14 protein-coding genes and 1 pseudogene are annotated in these 17,411 nt (G+C 67.1%); 2 read left to right on the top strand and 13 right to left on the bottom strand.

All coding sequences use genetic code 11. From position 1 onward, the window contains the following. Positions 1 to 74 precede the first annotated feature (74 nt). The 7 genes and pseudogenes from purF to ACTJI2_RS16685 form a co-directional block, all read right to left on the bottom strand. Complete coding sequence (gene purF / locus ACTJI2_RS16715; protein ID WP_183638541.1) at positions 75 to 1,544, bottom strand: amidophosphoribosyltransferase; 1,470 nt, start codon at positions 1,542 to 1,544, stop codon at positions 75 to 77. 21 nt (positions 1,545 to 1,565) lie between these two features. Next, entirely contained in the window at positions 1,566 to 2,153 is a 588-nt protein-coding gene (locus tag ACTJI2_RS16710) for a CvpA family protein (RefSeq protein WP_440842788.1), read from the bottom strand. Positions 2,154 to 2,169: 16 nt separating this feature from the next. Further along, entirely contained in the window at positions 2,170 to 3,162 is a 993-nt protein-coding gene (locus tag ACTJI2_RS16705) for an SPOR domain-containing protein (protein ID WP_440842787.1), read from the bottom strand. Between the two features lie 67 nt (positions 3,163 to 3,229). Next, positions 3,230 to 4,505, bottom strand: a pseudogene (gene folC / locus ACTJI2_RS16700) (bifunctional tetrahydrofolate synthase/dihydrofolate synthase). A gap of 2 nt (positions 4,506 to 4,507) precedes the next feature. Next, positions 4,508 to 5,086, bottom strand: coding sequence for a hypothetical protein (locus tag ACTJI2_RS16695; RefSeq protein ID WP_440842786.1), 579 nt, complete (start codon positions 5,084 to 5,086; stop codon positions 4,508 to 4,510). 21 nt (positions 5,087 to 5,107) lie between these two features. Further along, positions 5,108 to 5,752 carry a histidine phosphatase family protein gene (locus tag ACTJI2_RS16690; protein ID WP_440842785.1) on the bottom strand — a complete coding sequence of 215 codons (645 nt, stop codon included), beginning with the start codon at positions 5,750 to 5,752 and terminating at the stop codon, positions 5,108 to 5,110. A gap of 124 nt (positions 5,753 to 5,876) precedes the next feature. Beyond that, positions 5,877 to 8,048 (bottom strand): S46 family peptidase, encoded by a 2,172-nt coding sequence (locus ACTJI2_RS16685; RefSeq protein ID WP_440842784.1) that lies wholly within the window; start codon positions 8,046 to 8,048, stop codon positions 5,877 to 5,879. A gap of 205 nt (positions 8,049 to 8,253) precedes the next feature. On the opposite strand from ACTJI2_RS16685, the gene tdh reads away from it, so the two are divergent. Next, entirely contained in the window at positions 8,254 to 9,288 is a 1,035-nt protein-coding gene (gene tdh / locus ACTJI2_RS16680; RefSeq protein WP_183638563.1) for an L-threonine 3-dehydrogenase, read from the top strand. Positions 9,289 to 9,426: 138 nt separating this feature from the next. On the opposite strand, the gene ACTJI2_RS16675 is transcribed toward tdh, so the two are convergent. The 6 genes from ACTJI2_RS16675 to ACTJI2_RS16650 all read right to left on the bottom strand — a co-directional run bounded on the left by ACTJI2_RS16675 (position 9,427) and on the right by ACTJI2_RS16650 (position 15,808). Further along, on the bottom strand, positions 9,427 to 10,236 hold the full coding sequence (locus tag ACTJI2_RS16675; protein WP_440842783.1) for a TorF family putative porin: 810 nt from the start codon (positions 10,234 to 10,236) through the stop codon (positions 9,427 to 9,429). Positions 10,237 to 10,370: 134 nt separating this feature from the next. Continuing rightward, entirely contained in the window at positions 10,371 to 11,450 is a 1,080-nt protein-coding gene (locus tag ACTJI2_RS16670) for a sulfate/molybdate ABC transporter ATP-binding protein (protein WP_440842782.1), read from the bottom strand. Between the two features lie 9 nt (positions 11,451 to 11,459). Continuing rightward, positions 11,460 to 12,422, bottom strand: a complete 963-nt coding sequence (cysW, locus tag ACTJI2_RS16665; RefSeq protein WP_440842781.1) for a sulfate ABC transporter permease subunit CysW — start codon at positions 12,420 to 12,422, stop codon at positions 11,460 to 11,462. Next, a complete protein-coding gene (gene cysT / locus ACTJI2_RS16660) occupies positions 12,419 to 13,279 on the bottom strand; it encodes a sulfate ABC transporter permease subunit CysT (RefSeq protein WP_183638575.1) in 861 nt (286 codons plus the stop codon). The genes cysW and cysT overlap by 4 nt, the downstream gene beginning before the upstream one ends. Positions 13,280 to 13,316: 37 nt before the next feature. Further along, complete coding sequence (locus ACTJI2_RS16655; RefSeq protein WP_440842780.1) at positions 13,317 to 14,336, bottom strand: sulfate ABC transporter substrate-binding protein; 1,020 nt, start codon at positions 14,334 to 14,336, stop codon at positions 13,317 to 13,319. A gap of 14 nt (positions 14,337 to 14,350) precedes the next feature. Further along, on the bottom strand, positions 14,351 to 15,808 hold the full coding sequence (locus tag ACTJI2_RS16650) for an OprO/OprP family phosphate-selective porin (protein WP_440842779.1): 1,458 nt from the start codon (positions 15,806 to 15,808) through the stop codon (positions 14,351 to 14,353). Between the two features lie 172 nt (positions 15,809 to 15,980). Between ACTJI2_RS16650 and kbl the strand changes: the two genes are divergently transcribed. After that, positions 15,981 to 17,180, top strand: a complete 1,200-nt coding sequence (gene kbl, locus ACTJI2_RS16645; protein WP_440842778.1) for a glycine C-acetyltransferase — start codon at positions 15,981 to 15,983, stop codon at positions 17,178 to 17,180. Positions 17,181 to 17,411: the final 231 nt, after the last annotated feature.

The raw sequence follows: 17,411 nt of genomic DNA, 5'->3' as shown, positions 1-17,411 counted from the left end.
CAAGTCTGGATGCTTCAGGTAATTCGTTCCCGGCTTTTTGCCAATCCCGAATCCCCAATCCCCAATCCCCGCCCTCAAGACACCCGGCGCTTGCGCTTGGCTTCATCCGAACGCGCCTGCTGGATGCGCTCGAAGTAGCCGGACTCGATGCCGGTGACGTACTCGCCGTCGAAGCAGGACGAATCGAACCTGGTCAGTTGCGGATTGCCTTCGCGCACCGCCGCTTCCAGGTCTTCCAGGTCCTGGTAGACCAGCCAGTCGCAGCCGAGCAGCTTCTCGATTTCCTCGACGCTGCGATCGTGCGCGACCAGTTCGTCCACCGCCGGCATGTCGATGCCGTAGATGTTGGGATGGCGCACGGGCGGTGCCGCCGACGCGAGATAGACCTTGCGCGCGCCCGCGTCGCGGGCCATCTGCACGATCTGCTGCGAGGTGGTGCCGCGCACGATCGAATCGTCGACCAGCAGCACCACCCGGTTGCGGAATTCCAGGTGGATCGGATTGAGCTTGCGGCGCACCGATTTCACCCGCTCGCTCTGGCCCGGCATGATGAAGGTGCGGCCCACGTAGCGGTTCTTGATGAACCCCTCGCGGTACTTCACGCCCAGCACGTTGGAAATCTCCAGCGCGGCGTCGCGCGAGGTATCCGGAATCGGGATGATGGTGTCGATGTCGTGATCAGGGCGCAGGCGCAGGATCTTCTCGCCCAGCTTCACGCCCATGCGCATGCGCGCCTTGTGCACCGACACGTTGTCGATCATCGAATCCGGGCGGGCGAAGTAGACGTATTCGAAGATGCACGGCGCATGTTGCTTCGGCTCGGCGCAGATCTCGGAGAACAGCTCGCCGCGCGCGGTGATCACCAGCGCCTCGCCCGGGAGCACGTCGCGCACCCGCTGGAAGCCCAGGATGTCCAGCGCCGCCGACTCGGAGGCGACGATGTATTCGAAGCCCTCGTTGTGCTCGCGCTTGCCCAGCACCAGCGGACGGATCCCGTTGGGATCGCGGAACGCCACCAGGCCCAGGCCCAGCACCACGCTGACCACGGCGTAGCCGCCGCGCACCCGGCGATGCACGCCGGCGACCGCGCGGATCGCCGTTTCCGGCGACAGCGTGCGCTGCAGGTCCAGTTCGTGGGCGAACACGTTCAGCAGCACTTCGCTGTCGGATTCGGTGTTGATGTTGCGGCGATCCTGGGCGAACACTTCCTGGCGCAGCGCCTCGGTGTTGATCAGGTTGCCGTTGTGCGCCAGGGCGATGCCGTAGGGCGAATTGACGTAGAACGGCTGCGCCTCGTCCATACCCTCGGAACCGGCGGTGGGATAGCGGCAATGGGCGATACCCACGCGGCCTTCCAGCACGCTCATGGCCTTGGCGTTGAACACGTCGCGGACCAGGCCGTTGTCCTTGTGCACGCGCAGGCGGGTGCCGTCGGCGGTGGCGATGCCGGCGGCGTCCTGCCCTCGGTGTTGAAGGACGGTCAGCCCGTCATAGAGCTGGCCGGCAACATTCTGGTTGCCGACGATGCCGACGATACCGCACATGGATGACGCTCTCCGGTTCGATCAGTTCGAAGCTGGCGGGGAATCTGGAGCTTGCTGCGCGCCGGCTTCGTCCAGCGGCGGGGGCAAGGCGGGAAGGACGCCATTATCGCCTGCCGGAGCGCCGAAGCCAAAATCCAGCTCCGATACGGTCCATTCCGGCAGCCAGCGGCTCAGCCATTGCGCGCCCGGCAGCAGCACGGGTACCAGCCGCGACTGCGACCAGGACGATTCGCGCGGCAGGTCGGTGAAACCGGCCAGCAGGACCAGGATGCAGGCCACCAGCGCGCCGCGCGCCAGGCCCAGCGCCAGCCCCAGCATGCGGTCCAGCGCCGACAGGCCAATCGCCTTGACCAGCAGCCGGACCAGCCAGCCGACCAGGCCGACCACGATCATCACCACGATGAAGCTGAGCGCATAGCCGCCAAACAGTTCGGTCGCGCCCGGCGTGCCGCCCTCGGCGAGGATGCCGGCGACCTGCGCACCGTAGTGGAATGCCACCCAGCCGGCCAGCAGCCAGGCCAGCAACGACGCCAGTGCGCCGATGAAACCGCGCAGCAGGCCGAACAGGGCCGACGCGCCGATGACGGCGGCCAGCACGAGGTCGATCATCGGCATCCGTCAGGCATCAGGGATGCGGACGGACCATGCCGCTGATGCCGAATTTGGCCGCCACCTGCGCCTTCAGCTGATCGGCGTCGGCGCGGCTGGCCACCGGACCCACCCGCACGCGGTTGAGGGTGCCCTTGTCGGTGCGGACCTGTTCGACGAAGGCGCTGAAGCCGCCGGCGCGTACCTTGTCGCGCAGCGCGGTGGCTTCCTCGGGCTTGGAAAATGCACCCAACTGCACCGCGAAGCCGACGTTGCTGGCGGCCGGCTTGGGCGGCTCCGGCTTGGTCGCCGGCGCGGTCGCGGGCTTGGCCGGGGCGGTGGCAGCCGTCGTGGCCGGCGCCGGAACGGGCTTGGCCGGCGCGGGTTTGGCCGGTTCCGGCGGCAGCGCCTGGGTGGTCACCGACGGCGCCGGGGCGGCGGCCTGGGCCACCGAGGGCGTGGTCGTCGCGGCGGCCGGAACCGAGGCGGTCTCCGCGCCGGCATCGAGCACCACCACCTGGGCCTTCACGTCGCTGCGGATCTTCACCGCTTCCAGCCGCCGGGATTCGGCGATGGCGCGATCCGGATAGGGTCCGATACGGACGCGGTAGGCGCTGCGCCCATTGATGGTGGCGGCCTCGCGGTAACCGGGCAACCCGCCCTGCTTGAGCCGGGCGATGACCGCATCGGCGTCGGCGGCCGTCGCGTAGGCACCGAAACTGACCGCGTAGTTGCCGCCGGCGGTCGCCGCCGGCATCAATCCGCGATCGGCCGGGGCGGCGGCGTCGGGCGAGGCCGCCGGAGTCGCGGCAGGCAGGCCGACCGCGCCGTTGGCAGGCGCGCCGTCGGGCGTGACCAGCGGCAATTCGCGGGTTTCGTACTGCCCTTCAGGCGCATCGGGCACCTTCAGCGGCACATCCGAAACGCCGCTGTCGGGGGCCGGTCCCTTGACCAGCATCGGCAGGAAGATGACCGCCAGCGCGACCAGGACAATCGCGCCGATCAGACGCTGTTTCAGAGCAGTATCCATCAGAACCCACGCTACGCCGCGGCGAGAATGCCGCAGGGATTATACGGTGCCGATTCCGGGCTTCCCGTCATTCGGATGAACGCAGGGCGAGCAGCGCTTCGGCGGCGGTGTGGAAGGAACCGAAGACCAGGATCCGCGAGCCGTTGATCGCCCCGTCCCGCGCCGAGGCCAGCGCATCGGCCACGCTGGCGTGACGGCTTCCGTTCGCGGCGGCGGTCTCCCCCAGCCGCGCGGCGAGCGCGTCCACGTCCTGTCCGCGCGCGGTTCCAGGCTCCAGCCCTGCCAGATGCCAGCGCACGTCGAGTCCATCGAATGCGGCCACCACGCCCGCCGCGTCCTTGTCGGCCAGCGCGGCATAGACCAACTGCGTCGGCGCGGTCGGCTGCGCGNAGCCATGCCGCCAGTTCGCGCGCGGCCTGCGGGTTGTGGCCGACGTCGACGACGATGTCGATGCCGCCGCGCACCAAGGCCTGCAAACGCCCCGGAAGACGCGCCGCGGCGATGCCTTCGGCGAACGCGGCTTCCGGCGGCGGAGTGCCGAGCGCGCGCAGCGCGGCGATCGCGGCGGCGGCGTTGTTGCGCTGGATCGGGGCGGCCAGGGATGGATTCGGCAGTTCCAGTTCCGCACCGACCTCGCGCCAGCGCCAGCGCTGCCCGTCAATCGGTTCCTGGAAGAAATCGCTGCCCAGCCGCAACGCGTTGGCGCCAATCGCGTAGGCGTGGCGCAGCACGCTGGACGGCGAATCGATCTCGCCCAGCACCAGCGGTTTCCATGCGCGTGCGATGCCGGCCTTTTCCTGGCCGATGCTCTCGCGATCCGGTCCCAGCCAGTCGACGTGATCGATGTCCACCGTGGTGATCACCGCGACGTCGGCATCGATCAGGTTCACCGCGTCCAGGCGTCCGCCCAGGCCCACTTCCAGCACCGCCAGATCCAGCTGCGCCTGCTGGAACAGCCACAACGCCGCGAGCGTGCCGAATTCGAAATAGGTCAACGGCACCTCGCCACGCGCGACCTCCACTGTGGCGAACGCTGCGATCAGTTGCGCGTCGCCGGCCTCGTCGCCGTCGATGCGCACGCGCTCGTTGTAGCGCAGCAGGTGCGGCGAGGTGTACGCGCCCACCCGCCAGCCGGCGGCGCGGGCAATGGATTCGATGAAAGCGACCGTCGAGCCCTTGCCGTTGGTCCCGCCCACCGTGATCACCTGCGCGGCCGGCCGGGCCAGTCCCAGCGCGTCGGCCACCGCGCGCACGCGCTCCAGGCCCATCTCGATGGATTTCGGATGCTGGCGCTCGATGTAGGCGAGCCAGTCATCGAGGGTCTGCGGAAGAGAGGAAACCATGTTCAATCCTGGGAGTAGACGTGCTGGATGCTGAAACCCAGCGCGGAGCGGCGGCCGGCCAATACGACCTCGACCTGCTGATTCGGATGACGATCGTAGAACGCTTCGCGGATGCACAGGTAGGAGGGAAACGCGCCTTCCATCGGGCCGCCGTACAGCCGATGGTCGCAGGAACGGCGGCTGCGGCTGTAGCGGGTTTCCATCGCGTGGATTTCGCGGACTTCGTTGCCGAAGACGTGGGTGAACGTCCACGGCAGGGTCTTGATGGCGATCAGCCAGGAAACGAAGCCCAGCATCAACGGGATGGCCAGCAGCAGGAACAGGAACCGGAGCAGGCCCCGATCCACGAATTGGCCCATGCGTCCCTTGCGGCTGGCATGGGCGAACAGCAGCGCGGTCTCGATCACGCCGACGATCAGGAAGATCACCGCCATGTGGATACCCCGCAATGCCGGCGCCGGTGCGAAGTCGACGAACATGCCGACGAACACGAGGATCAGCACCGCCACTGCCGCCGACGTGCTGATCCATTGTTCGCGGGTCGGCTGTTCGGTGCCGAACGCGCCCTGCTTCCAGCCCATGCCGGACGCCCTGCGAGCGGGTTACAGCGCGCGGTGCTTGGCTTCGCCGAAGAACGGCGTGTGGTGGGCGCAATCATTCAGGCGCACCACTTCCAGCCGCTCCAGGTCCGGGCCTTCCAGCAGGTTCAGGGTGGTCGGCGCCTGGCGGAAGGTCCACAGCTTGGCGATCGGCAGGCCGAGCACGCGGCACAGGATGACCCGGTTCACCGCGTCATGCGCGACCACCAGCAGGGTGTCGCCATCACCCAGGCCTTCTGCCGCACGCGCCAGGCCACGCCACGAGCGGTCCAGCACCTGCCGCAACGATTCGCCGCCCGGCATCAGCACCGTGTCGGGTTCCTCGCGCCACGCCTGCAGGCGCGCCGGATCCTTCTCGTGGATTTCGCTGGCCAGCAGGCCTTCCCACTCGCCGTGGGCGATTTCCTGCAGATCCGCGTCGGTGGTCAGCATATCGGCACGCGTCGCACCCAGCGCGTAGCGGGCCGTGGTGGCCGCGCGCGTCAGCGGCGAAGCCACCGCGCGGGAGATCGGAAGATCCTGCAACCGTTGGCCCAGCGCCTGCGCCTGCGATTCACCGATGGGGGAAAGGGGAATGTCGATCTGGCCCTGGTAGCGGCCTTCGGCGTTCCACGGCGTTTCGCCGTGGCGGGCAAGCAGGATGCGCATGCGTGGGGGATTCCGGCTGGGGGAGCGCCATTTCCAACCCCGGAAACGGCAACGGGAGCGGATCATACCGCTCCCGTCGACCGGTTCCGCCCTTTTTTCGAAGGTCAGACCATTTGGTTACCGCTTATTTCGCCGCAGGAACGTTCATTTCCTTCAGCAGCTGCGGCGCCGGGTAGACCTCCTGCATGATCCAGCGCAGGTAACGGCCGTCCACCGCGATCATGCGCGTCATCTTGGGATCGAACACCCAGTTGGAGCTGACCGATTCCCAGTTGCCGTCGAAGGCCAGGCCGACCAGCTTGCCGTTCGCGTCCAGCACCGGCGAACCGGAGTTGCCGCCGGTGATGTCCAGATCCGACAGGTAGTTCACCGGCACCGAGCCGATGCGCTTGTCTTCCAGGCCGCCGTAGCGCTTGGCCTTGACCGCGTCCAGCAGCGCCTTCGGCGAATCGAACGGATCCTGCCCGGTCTCCTTGGCCACCACGCCTTCCAGGGTGGTGAACGGGGTGTAGGCCACGCCGTCCTTGGGCTCGTAACCCATCACGTTGCCGAAGGTGATGCGCAGCGACAGGTTGGCGTCCGGATAGACGAACTCGCCCTGGCTCTTCTTGTAATCGGCCAGCGCCTGCAGGAACACCGGGCGCGCGACCAGCGCCTCGCCCATCCGGGTCTTGCGCTCCTGTTCGAGCTTCAGCAGGGTCGGCATCACCGCCACCGCGTACTGGATGGCCGGATCGTTGCTGGCCTCGAACGCCTTGCGATCGGCCTTCAGCCATTTCAGGCGTTCCTCGGTGTTGCCCAACTGGGTGCCGGCCAGCTTGTCGAGCGCGCGGTTGACCGCGGCGGCGTCATTGCCGCCCAGCCAGGCGTCGACCGCGGCCACGTGCTGGGCGGCCGGCAGCTTGACGTACTCGTTGAGCCAGTACTGCTGGATCTGGCGATCCATCGCCGGCACGTAACGGCGCTCCATCTGCTTCATCGCGCCTTCGATGCCCGGCAGATCGCGTTCCTGGTAACCGGATTCGCGCTCGGCGTTGGGCTTTTCGTTCTCGATCGCCAGGCGGTACAGCGTGCTCGCCACGCCGATCACGCCACTGTTGCCGAACTGGCCGACCACGAGATCGCGATCACGGGTGCTCTTGGCCTGCTCGGCCAGCGCCACCAGCCTGGCGTGCGCGTCCAGGGCCGTCTTGCCTTGGCCACCCTGGCCCTTGAGCCAGTTCAGCACCGCGGTCTCCTCGGCATGCTTCTGGCCGGCGGCGTCGATGCGCTTGAAGCCTTCCAGCTGGCCCTCGAAATTCTTGCTGGTGTTGTTCCAGCCGGCCATGCTGCTGGCGTACTTCACCGCGATGTCCGGGTTGGTCTTGCCGGCCGCCTTCACCATTTCGATCAGCGCCTTGTAATGGCGCGCGACCGTCGGGTAGGTCCAGCTGGCGGTGTTGTCGAATTCGGTGGCCAGCGCATAGCGGTTGGTGGAACCCGGATAGCCGGCCACCATCACGAAGTCACCGGCGCCCAGCGGCTGGTCGGCGAACTTCAGCCAGTGCTTGGGCTGGTACGGCACGTTGTCCTTGGAGAACGCGGCCGGCTTGCCATCCTTGCCGACGTAGGCGCGGTAGAACGAGAAATCGCCGGTGTGGCGCGGCCACATCCAGTTGTCGATGTCGCCGCCGAACTTGCCGACGCTGCCCGGGGGCGCGTACGCCAGGCGCACGTCCTTGATTTCCAGGTTCTTGAACAGCCGGTAGGTGTTGCCGCCGGAGAAGCTGTACAGGCGGCAGCGGAAACCGCCTTCGGCCTCGCAATCGGCGACCAGCTTCTTGTCGAACGCTTCCAGCGCCTGGGTACGCGCCAGCGGATCGTTGCCGGCGGCGGCGATCGCGGCCTTGGCCTCGGCGGTCACGTCCTTGATGTCGTCCAGCACGTAGACGCGCGCGTTCGGACCGGCGCTGACCTCGTCGGCCAGGGTGGGCGCGTTGAAGCCATCCTTGATCAGGTTCTTCTCGGCGGTGGAATTGAGCTGGATGGCGCCATACGCGCAATGGTGGTTGGTGACCACCAGGCCCTGCGGGGAGACGAAGCTGGCGGTGCAGCCGCCCAGCGCGACGACGGCGCCCATCGGGTCGCCGGTCAGGTTGGACAACTGCTCCGGCGACAGTTTCAGGCCGGCCTTCTTCAGCGGGCCGGCAATCTCCGGAAGTTGCTGCGGCACCCACATGCCCTCTCCGGCATGGGTGAGGCCGGCCGGCGCGAGGCAGGCCACGGCGAGTGAGGCAGCAAGCAGGTTAAGGCGCATGGGTACATCCCCTCGGAAAAATGAGCGTTAGATTGTAACGGTCGGGGCCGCCGGGCCGACCATGACTTTCGGCCTAGGTCCGTGGGCGCCCCACGCGCGCCGGCACCCGACGGAACGAAAGCCCGCACGGGCGGCGCCTTACCATACGGTTCCGGCCGCCCGCGTATAATCCGCGCCCTCACCGTCCCGGTCCGGAACACATTCCATGACGCAAATGATGAAGGCGCTGGTCAAGCGCGAAGCGGCCAAGGGCATCTGGCTGGAAGAGGTGCCGGTGCCGCAGCCCGGCCCGAACGAAGTGCTGATCAAGCTGGAGAAGACCGCCATCTGCGGTACCGACCTGCACATCTTCCTGTGGGACGAATGGAGCCAGCGCACCATCCGCCCGGGCCTGGTGATCGGCCACGAGTTCGTTGGTCGCATCGCCCAGATCGGTCCCGGCGTCACCGGCTACACCGTCGGCCAGCGCGTCTCGGCCGAAGGCCATATCGTCTGCGGCCACTGCCGCAACTGCCGCGGCGGGCGCCCGCACCTGTGCCCGAACACCGTCGGCATCGGCGTCAACCGCGACGGCGCATTCGCCGAGTACATGGTGATGCCGGCCAGCAACCTGTGGCCGATTCCGGACCAGATCCCCAGCGAGCTGGCCGCGTTCTTCGATCCCTACGGCAACGCCGCGCACTGCGCGCTGGAATTCGACGTCATCGGCGAGGACGTGCTGATCACCGGCGCCGGTCCAATCGGCATCATCGCCGCGGGCATCTGCAAGCACATCGGCGCGCGCAACGTGGTGGTCACCGACGTCAACGACTATCGCCTGAAACTGGCCGCCGACATGGGCGCCACCCGCGTGGTCAACGTCGCCAACACCTCGCTCAAGGAGGTGATGGCCGACCTGCACATGGAAGGCTTCGACGTGGGCCTGGAAATGAGCGGCAACCCGCGCGCGTTCAACGACATGCTCGACTGCATGTACCACGGCGGCAAGATCGCCCTGCTCGGCATCCTGCCCAAGGGCGCCGGCGTGGACTGGGATCGGATCATCTTCAAGGGCCTGACCGTGCAGGGCATCTACGGCCGCAAGATGTACGAGACCTGGTACAAGATGACCCAGTTGGTGCTGTCCGGCTTCCCGCTGGGCAAGGTGCTGACCCACCAGTTGCCGATCGACGAGTTCCAGAAGGGTTTCGACCTGATGGAAGCGGGCAAGGCCGGCAAGGTCGTACTGAGCTGGACCTGAGTCCTGGTTCCTTCCCCCCGCGAGCGGGGGAAGGTGCCGAAGGCGGAGGGGGGGCAAGCACCGAAGGTGCTTCGCAACAGCCAACAGCAAAAAAGGGCGCCTCGCGGCGCCCTTTTTCTTTTCCCGCATTCGACGAACTCAGTTGCCGACGCTGATGGTCAGCGCGACCCGGTTGTCGTAGATGTCGCCGTCGGCCTTCAGCACGTCGGCATCGGAGCCGAAGGTCGTGTAGTAACCGAGGGTCGCGGTGGCCGGACCGAAGGTCTTGTTGAGGGTCAGCGCACCGTCGAAGTAATCGGTGACGCCATAGTTGAAGCGCTCGCCCTCGACCCATTCCTCGCCGTTGTCGATCGAGGTGTAGCCGACCGAGGCGCCGACCGAGAAACCGCTTTCGCCGAACTCATAGGCGGCGGCCAGGTTGGCATAGCTCTCCTTGGCCTTCGGGGTCAGATCGCCGTAGTCCGGCGCGTAGGCGAGCATGCCGGAGATTTCCACCGGGCCGGCCCAGGTGAGCTTGGCGATGTACTCGTTGTAGTCGCCGCTCGGCACGCCGGAGCTTGCGCCGTGATACGTGTAGCGGACCGCGCTGACGTCAAGGTTCCAGCTGTCGTTGAAGTCGTAGCTGTAGCCGACGAAGGCATCGAGCTCGAAGTTCGGGCCGCGCAGCCCGGCTTCCGGATCCGGATCGCCGAAGTCGACGTTGGAGCCCCAAACGCCCACGTACAGGCCGAACGGCGCGGTGTAGGTCAGGCCCGGCTGAAAGGCAGGACCTTCGTCGGTCTGGGAAACGCCACGGAAGACGTAGTCGGTGGTAACCGCGACCGACCAGGTGACGGGGGATTCGGACTCGGCCTCGGCTTCCGCCGCGGCCTCCTGCGCAAACGAAACGAACGGAACCGCCGCCAACAGGGCGACGGCAAGGGCGGTACACAATTTGACTGGCTTCATCCGGGCTCTCTCCAGGTTGGTATCGGCGTTGATCGCGCAGGCCGGTCCCACTCCGACCTTGGACACGTGCGTGAAGCACGTGTTTACGGTTTTTTAACCGTCTGCCGGATATTGCGATGCAACAATCGCCGCCGTCAAGTGCCCGAAGCCGCGATTCCGCCCCCTGCTCCGTCCGCGTTCGCGGGGAACCAGCCGAACCGCGCCGGCACCAGATGCAGGCGCTGCCCGGCCGCATAGCCAGCCTCGTGGGCCGGCAGTTCCACCTCCACCTCCCGGCCCGAGCCGGCCAGTTCCGCCCGCAGGCGCAGGCGCGGTCCGTTGCGCTGGCCGGACAGCACCGTCGCCGGCCAGCCACGGCCGGCCGGATCCACGCGCAGGTCCTCCGGCCGCACGAACAGTTCCGCCGCACCCTCGCCGCCTGCGCGTCCGCCCGGCGACAGGGTTCCGCCCTCCGCGCGCAGCTCGCCCTGGTGCCAGTGCGCGGGCAAGCGATTGACCGCGCCGACAAAGGAATAAATGAAGGGCGAGGCCGGCGCGTCGTAGACCTCGGCCGGGGTGCCGACCTGTTCCAGCTTGCCGCCGTTGAGGATCGCCACCCGATCGGCCAGCTCCAGCGCTTCCTCCTGATCGTGGGTGACGAACAGCGTGGTCAGGCCGGTGCGATCGTGCAGTTCACGCAGCCAGCGCCGCAGATCGCGGCGCACCTGGGCGTCAAGCGCGCCGAAAGGCTCGTCCAGCAGCAGCACGCGTGGTTCGATCGCCAGCGCGCGCGCCAGCGCCACCCGCTGCCGCTGGCCACCGGACAGTTGCGCGGGATAGCGCCCGCCCAGCCCTTCCAACTGCACCAGCGCCAGCAGTTCCTCGACGCGCGCACGGATGCGCGCTTCGGGCCAGCGCTGCGCACCGCGCCGGACCCGCAGGCCGAAGGCGATGTTGTCGGCCACGTCGAGGTGGCGAAACAGCGCATAGTGCTGGAAGACGAAACCGGCCCGGCGTGCCTGCACGCTCAGCCCGGCCGCATCCTCGCCGTCCAGCAGCACGCGGCCGCGATCGGCGTGTTCCAGTCCGGCGATGATCCGCAGCAGCGTGGTCTTGCCGGATCCGGAGGGACCCAGCAGCGCCAGCAGTTCGCCCTGCCGCACCTCCAGCCGGATGTCCTGCAGCGCCACGTAATCGCCGAATTGCTTGCCCACGTGTTCGATGGTGATGCCCATGCTTCTGCCTCAGTGCCGATGATTGGCGGCCAGCGCCTCGCCGTGGCGCCATTCCAGGTACGACTTCAGCGCCAGCGTCACCAGCGCGGACAGCGCCAGCAGTGACGCGGCGGCGAACGCGGCGCTGTAGGCGTATTCGTTGTAGAGGATTTCCACGTGCAGCGGCAGCGTGTTGGTCCGCCCGCGGATATGCCCGGATACCACCGATACCGCGCCGAACTCGCCCATCGCGCGCGCACTGCACAGCAGCACGCCATACAGCAACGCCCAACGGATGTTGGGCAGGGTCACCCGCCAGAATGCCTGCCAGCCGCTGGCGCCGAGGCTGAGCGCGGCCAGCTCCTCGTCGGTGCCCTGTTGCTCCATCAACGGCATCAGTTCGCGGGCGATGAAGGGAAAGGTCACGAAGATCGTCGCCAGCACGATGCCCGGCAGCGCGAAGATGATCTTCGGCAATTGCAGCGTCACCTCGCCCACCAGCGGCAGCGAGAAACGCCAGCCCTCGTCGATCAGCGGCCAGGCCCAGCCCTGCGCACCGAAGATCAGCACGAAGATCAGGCCCGCCACCACCGGCGAGACCGCGAACGGCAGATCGATCAATGTCACCAGCCAGCGCTTGCCGGGAAACTCGTGCTTGCTGACCGCCCAAGCTGCGGCGACGCCGAACACCAGGTTCAGCGGTACCACGATGGCGGTGACCAGCAGGGTCAACCGGATCGCCGCCAGCGCATCGGGTTCGCGGATCGCGGTGAGAAACGCCGTCCATCCGCCGCGCAGCGCTTCCACGAACACCAGCAGCAGCGGCAGCAGCAGGAACGCCAGCAGGAAACCCAGCGCGCCGGCGATCAGCAGCAGCTGCGCCCAGCGCGGTTCGGTGGTTGCCGATCGCCTGCGGTGCGCCCTGGCTTCGGAAGAAACCTCGGCAAGGGAATCATGCGGCAGCGGGATCACGGCGGATATGGCCTCGCTCATCCCTGGCTCCGCGCGGTGCGCGCCAGCCGCGATTGCAGGCTGTTGATCGCCAGCAGCAGGACGAACGACAGCAACAGCATCGCCGCGGCGATCGCGGTCGCGCCGGCGTAATCGAATTCCTCCAGCTTGATGGTGATCAACAGTGGCGCGATCTCGGATACACCGGGCAGGTTGCCGGCGATGAAGATCACCGAACCGTACTCGCCGACCCCGCGCGCGAACGCCAACGCGAATCCGGCCAGTACCGCCGGCCACAGGCCCGGCAACACGACGCGGCGGATGGTCTGCCAGCGGTTCGCGCCCAGGGTCGCGGCGGCCTCCTCCAGTTCGCGCTCGGTTTCGGCCAGCACCGGCTGCACCACCCGCACCACGAATGGCAGGCCGATGAACACCAGCGCGACGGTGATGCCCAGCGGGGTATAGGCCACTTTCACTCCCGCCGCTTCCAGCCAGCGCCCCAGCCAACCGGTCGGTCCGTACAGCGCGGTGAGCGCGATGCCGGCCACCGCGGTCGGCAGCGCGAACGGTAGATCGATCATCGCGTCGAACAGGCGCTTGCCGGGGAACCGGTAGCGCACGAATACCCACGCCACCCAGGTACCCATCACCGCGTTGAATGCCGCCGCCGCCAGCGCGGTTCCAAAGCTCACCCACAACGCCGACAGCACGCGCGGCTCGGTCCAGATCCGCCAAAGGCCCTCCAGGCCCAGGCCACTCGCCTTGACGAACACGCCCACCAACGGAATCAGCACGATCAGGCCCAGCCACGCCAGCGTGTAGCCAAGGCTGAGGCCAAAGCCGGGGATGATCCGGCGACGGCGTACCGGATTCGCCCGCGCATCAATCACGGCGGCCATTCACGGCCTCCGACAGGAGTACGCCAAGGCCGCATGCTCACTTCGCCTGGATCTGATCGAACACCCCGCCATCGGCGAAGTGCGTGGCCTGGGCCTTGGCCCACGAACCGAACACCTTGTCGATGGTCACCAGTTCCAGCTTCGGAAACCGCGCCACGTCGGCGGGCGCCGCGTACTGCGGATAGCGCGGCCGGTAGTAGTGCTTGGCCGCCAATCGCTGTCCGGTCGGCGAGTACAGGAACTGCAGATAGGCCTGCGCGGCCTCGCGGGTACCGTGCTTGTCGACGTTCCTGTCAACCAGCGCCACCGGCGGCTCGGCCAGGATCGACAACGACGGCACCACGATGTCGAACTTGTCAGGCCCCAGCTCCTCGATCGACAGGAACGCCTCGTTCTCCCACGCCAGCAGCACGTCGCCGATGCCGCGCTGGACAAAGGTGGTGGTGGCGCCGCGTGCGCCGGTGTCCAGCACCGGCACGTTGCGGAACAGCGCGCGCACGAAGTTGCGGGTCTTGGCTTCGTCGCCCTTGAAGATCTTCAGGCCATAGGCCCAGGCGGCGAGGTAGTTCCAGCGGGCGCCGCCGGACGTCTTCGGGTTCGGCGTGATCACCGAGGTACCCGGCTTCACCAGATCCACCCAGTCCTTGATTTTCTTCGGATTGCCCTTGCGCACCAGGAACACGATGGTGGACGTATACGGCGCGCTGTTTTCCGGCAAACGCGATTGCCAGTTGGCCGGAAACAGGCGCGCACGCTGGGCGATGGAATCCACGTCGTAGGCCAGCGCCAGCGTCACCACGTCGGCTTCCAGCCCGTCGATCACCGCGCGCGCCTGCTTGCCGGAGCCGCCGTGCGAGGTCTCGACTTCGACCTTCTGGCCTTTCTTCTGTTGCCACTCCTTGACAAAGGCGGCATTGAACTCGCGATAGAACTCGCGGGTGGGATCGTAGGAAACGTTCAGCAGTTTCACGTCGCGCGCGCCGGCCGCTGCGGCCACGGTCAGGCCGAAGGCGATCAGCAGGGTGCGCAGGTGGCGTCGCAGGGAATGGTGGCTCATGGGGATCTCCGGAATCAGAAAGCGACCTGCAGGCGCGAGAAGATCGCCTTCTCGTCCTCGCGATCGGTGGCGTCGGCTGCACCGCCCTTGAAGGTCGTGTCCAGGTAGTTGAAGACGAGCTTGAGATTGCTGGTGAGATACCAGTTGAGGCCGAGCGTCCAGTTGCGGGCCTGGCGTGCGGACGTGGCCGCATCGGCGAACAGCGGGAACGCATCGTCATCGATGTCCAGCGCACCGTAGCGGGCAACCAGTTCGAATGCGCCCCAACCCTCCTCGCCCGGACGAAACGGGCGGGACGGCTTCACCACGCCCCGGTAGCCGGCATCCTCGCCGGTCAACACCCACTGCGCGGTGGCCTGCCAGGCGGTGTTTTCCAGCTTGTCGCGGCGTCCCGCATTCACCCCGCTGGCTACCACGACTTCCTGGCGCGACTGGATGTATTCACCCAGAAGACCGAACCGGCCCAGGTAGTAGTACGCCTGCGGCGACCACCGGAAATGTTCGCCGTCCGCGTTCACCGCCGAGCGATAGGTGAAGAACTGCGCCTGCCCCGCCGTGCGATAGCGCGGCAGGAAGTTGTTGCCGGTGCCGCGCTTGTCGCCGATGCTCGCGCCCAGGCCGAACCCCAGCCCCGACAGCGCATTGGCATCGTTGCGGAACGGCTCGAAGAACACCCGGCCCGCGTACTCGAACTCGTTGTCTGGATTGCTGGTGACCGCGTCGCGGCCATCGACCGTCCCGTTGAACACGCCCAGCGCATAGCTGAAGCGGCCATCGGCGACTTCGCCCTGGAGCTGTACGCCAATGTCGCGGTTGGGCGCCAGTTCGCTGGGGAGCGAACGTTCTACCGCCGACAGCGCAGAAGACGATTGCAGCCGTTCCAGGCCCACCGGCGAGGTGAACTTGCCGACCCGCAGGGTGTAGGCGGGATCGAAGCGCAGATCCACGTAGGCATCGACGATGCTCGCGTTGTCGCCCGCGAATTCCGGGGTCAGGCGGAAGCCGACCAGCTTGCCCAGCGAGCCTTCGATCGTCGGCCGCGCGGTGCGCAGCAGGAACGTGTCGTTCTGCGCCGGCGCATGATCGTCGAGGAAGAACCGGCCATCGCCCTGGATCAGCCCGCGCAGGCGGATCTCGTAATCGCCGCCGGCCGACTTGAACGAGGCGCCCTTGTCGTTGACCGCGATGACCGGCGCCTCTTTCGCCTTGGTCACCTGTTCTTCCTGTTGCAGTTCCAGGCGCCGTTCCAGCACCCGCAGGCGCTGGTCCAGATCCGCCAGGCCGACCTCGCCAGCTTCCGTGGCGACGGTGCCACCGAGGCGGCGCTCCAGCGCCTCCAGCCGCTGCTGCAGTTCCTCGACCGTGGGCTTGTGCTGCTGCGCGGCCACCGGCAACGCCAGCGAACACAGCAGCACGGCGGCCAGCCGCGTGATCCGCTGTTTCGCCCGCACCGCCTGCCCGTGTCCACGCATCGCAAGGTTTCCCATCTGTGGTCTTTCGACCGGAACCGTTGATGCTGCGGATGCACATCGCCGCCGGGAAATGACTTGAGGGGCGTTCCTTATGCCGCATCGGCATGACACCGGCAGGGACACGGCGGAGGCCGTTAAAATGGCGACTTTCCTCCGTCCCCCCGAGCCGTCCATGTCCGAATCGCTGACCGCCCGTTACGCCACCGAGCTGGAGAACCTGCAGGTGCAGGGCCTGTTCAAGTCCGAGCGCATCATCACCAGCCCGCAATCGGCCGAGATCACCCTGGCCGACGGACGCACGGTGCTGAATTTCTGCGCCAACAACTATCTCGGGCTGGCCGACCACCCCGATGTCATCGCCGCCGCCAAGCAGGCCCTGGACAGCCACGGCTTCGGCATGGCCTCGGTGCGCTTCATCTGCGGCACCCAGGACCTGCACAAGCAACTGGAAAAGACCATCGCGGACTTCTTCGGCACCGAGGACACCATCCTGTACGCGGCCTGCTTCGATGCCAACGGCGGCCTGTTCGAACCGCTGCTGGACGAGAACGACGCGATCATCTCCGACGCGCTCAACCATGCCTCGATCATCGACGGCGTGCGCCTGTGCAAGGCCAAGCGCTTCCGCTACGCCAACTGCGACATGGCCGATCTGGAGGCGCAGTTGCAGGCCGCCGATGCCGCCGGCTGCCGGACCAAGCTGATCACCACCGACGGCGTGTTTTCGATGGACGGCTTCATCGCCCCGCTCGACGAGATCACCGCCCTGGCGAAGAAGTACAACGCACTGGTGCACATCGACGAATGCCACGCCACCGGTTTCCTCGGCGCCACTGGCCGCGGGTCGGCCGAGGTGAAGGGCGTCCTGGACCGCATCGACATCTTCACCGGCACCCTCGGCAAGGCGATGGGTGGTGCGCTGGGCGGATTCACCACCGCGAAGAAGGAAGTGATCGAGCTGCTGCGCCAGCGCTCACGCCCCTACCTGTTCTCCAATTCGCTGCCACCGCACGTGGTCGCGGCCGGCATCAAGGCCTTCGAAATGCTGTCCTCGGCCGGTGATCTGCGCGTGCAGTTGCAGGAAAACACCCGCTACTTCCGCGAGCGCATGGGCGCCGCCGGTTTCGACATCAAGCCTGGCGTGCATCCGATCTGCCCGGTGATGTTGTACGACGCGCCGCTGGCGCAGCGCTTCGCCGCGCGCCTGCTGGAAGAAGGCATCTACGCCATCGGCTTTTTCTTCCCGGTGGTCGGCAAGGGCCAGGCCCGCATCCGCACCCAGATGAGCGCCGCGCATACGCGCGAGCACCTGGATCGCGCGATCGACGCGTTCACCCGCATCGGGCGGGAGCTTGAGGTGTTGAAGGGCTGAGGCGGCTACCGCCCAAAGCAGCGAAGCAAGCTCCGCTCCACGCGTTCCCGTAGAGCCGAGCTTGCTCGGCTGGGGCTTTCCTTCAAAAAGCAGCGGAGCGAGCTCCGCTCTACGCGTTCCCGTAGAGCCGAGCTTGCTCGGCTGGGGCCTTCCTTCAAAAAACAGCGGAGCAAGCTCCGCTCTACGTGTTCGTAGAGTCGAGCTTGCTCGGCTGGGGCCTTCCTTCAAAAA

The organism is Pseudoxanthomonas sp. 22568 (assembly GCF_052044485.1).
GTDB classification, from domain to species: Bacteria; Pseudomonadota; Gammaproteobacteria; order Xanthomonadales; family Xanthomonadaceae; genus Pseudoxanthomonas_A; species Pseudoxanthomonas_A beigongshangi.
The sequence above is the reverse complement of the archived record's forward strand: the minus strand, read 5'-3'. Positions and strand labels throughout refer to the sequence as shown.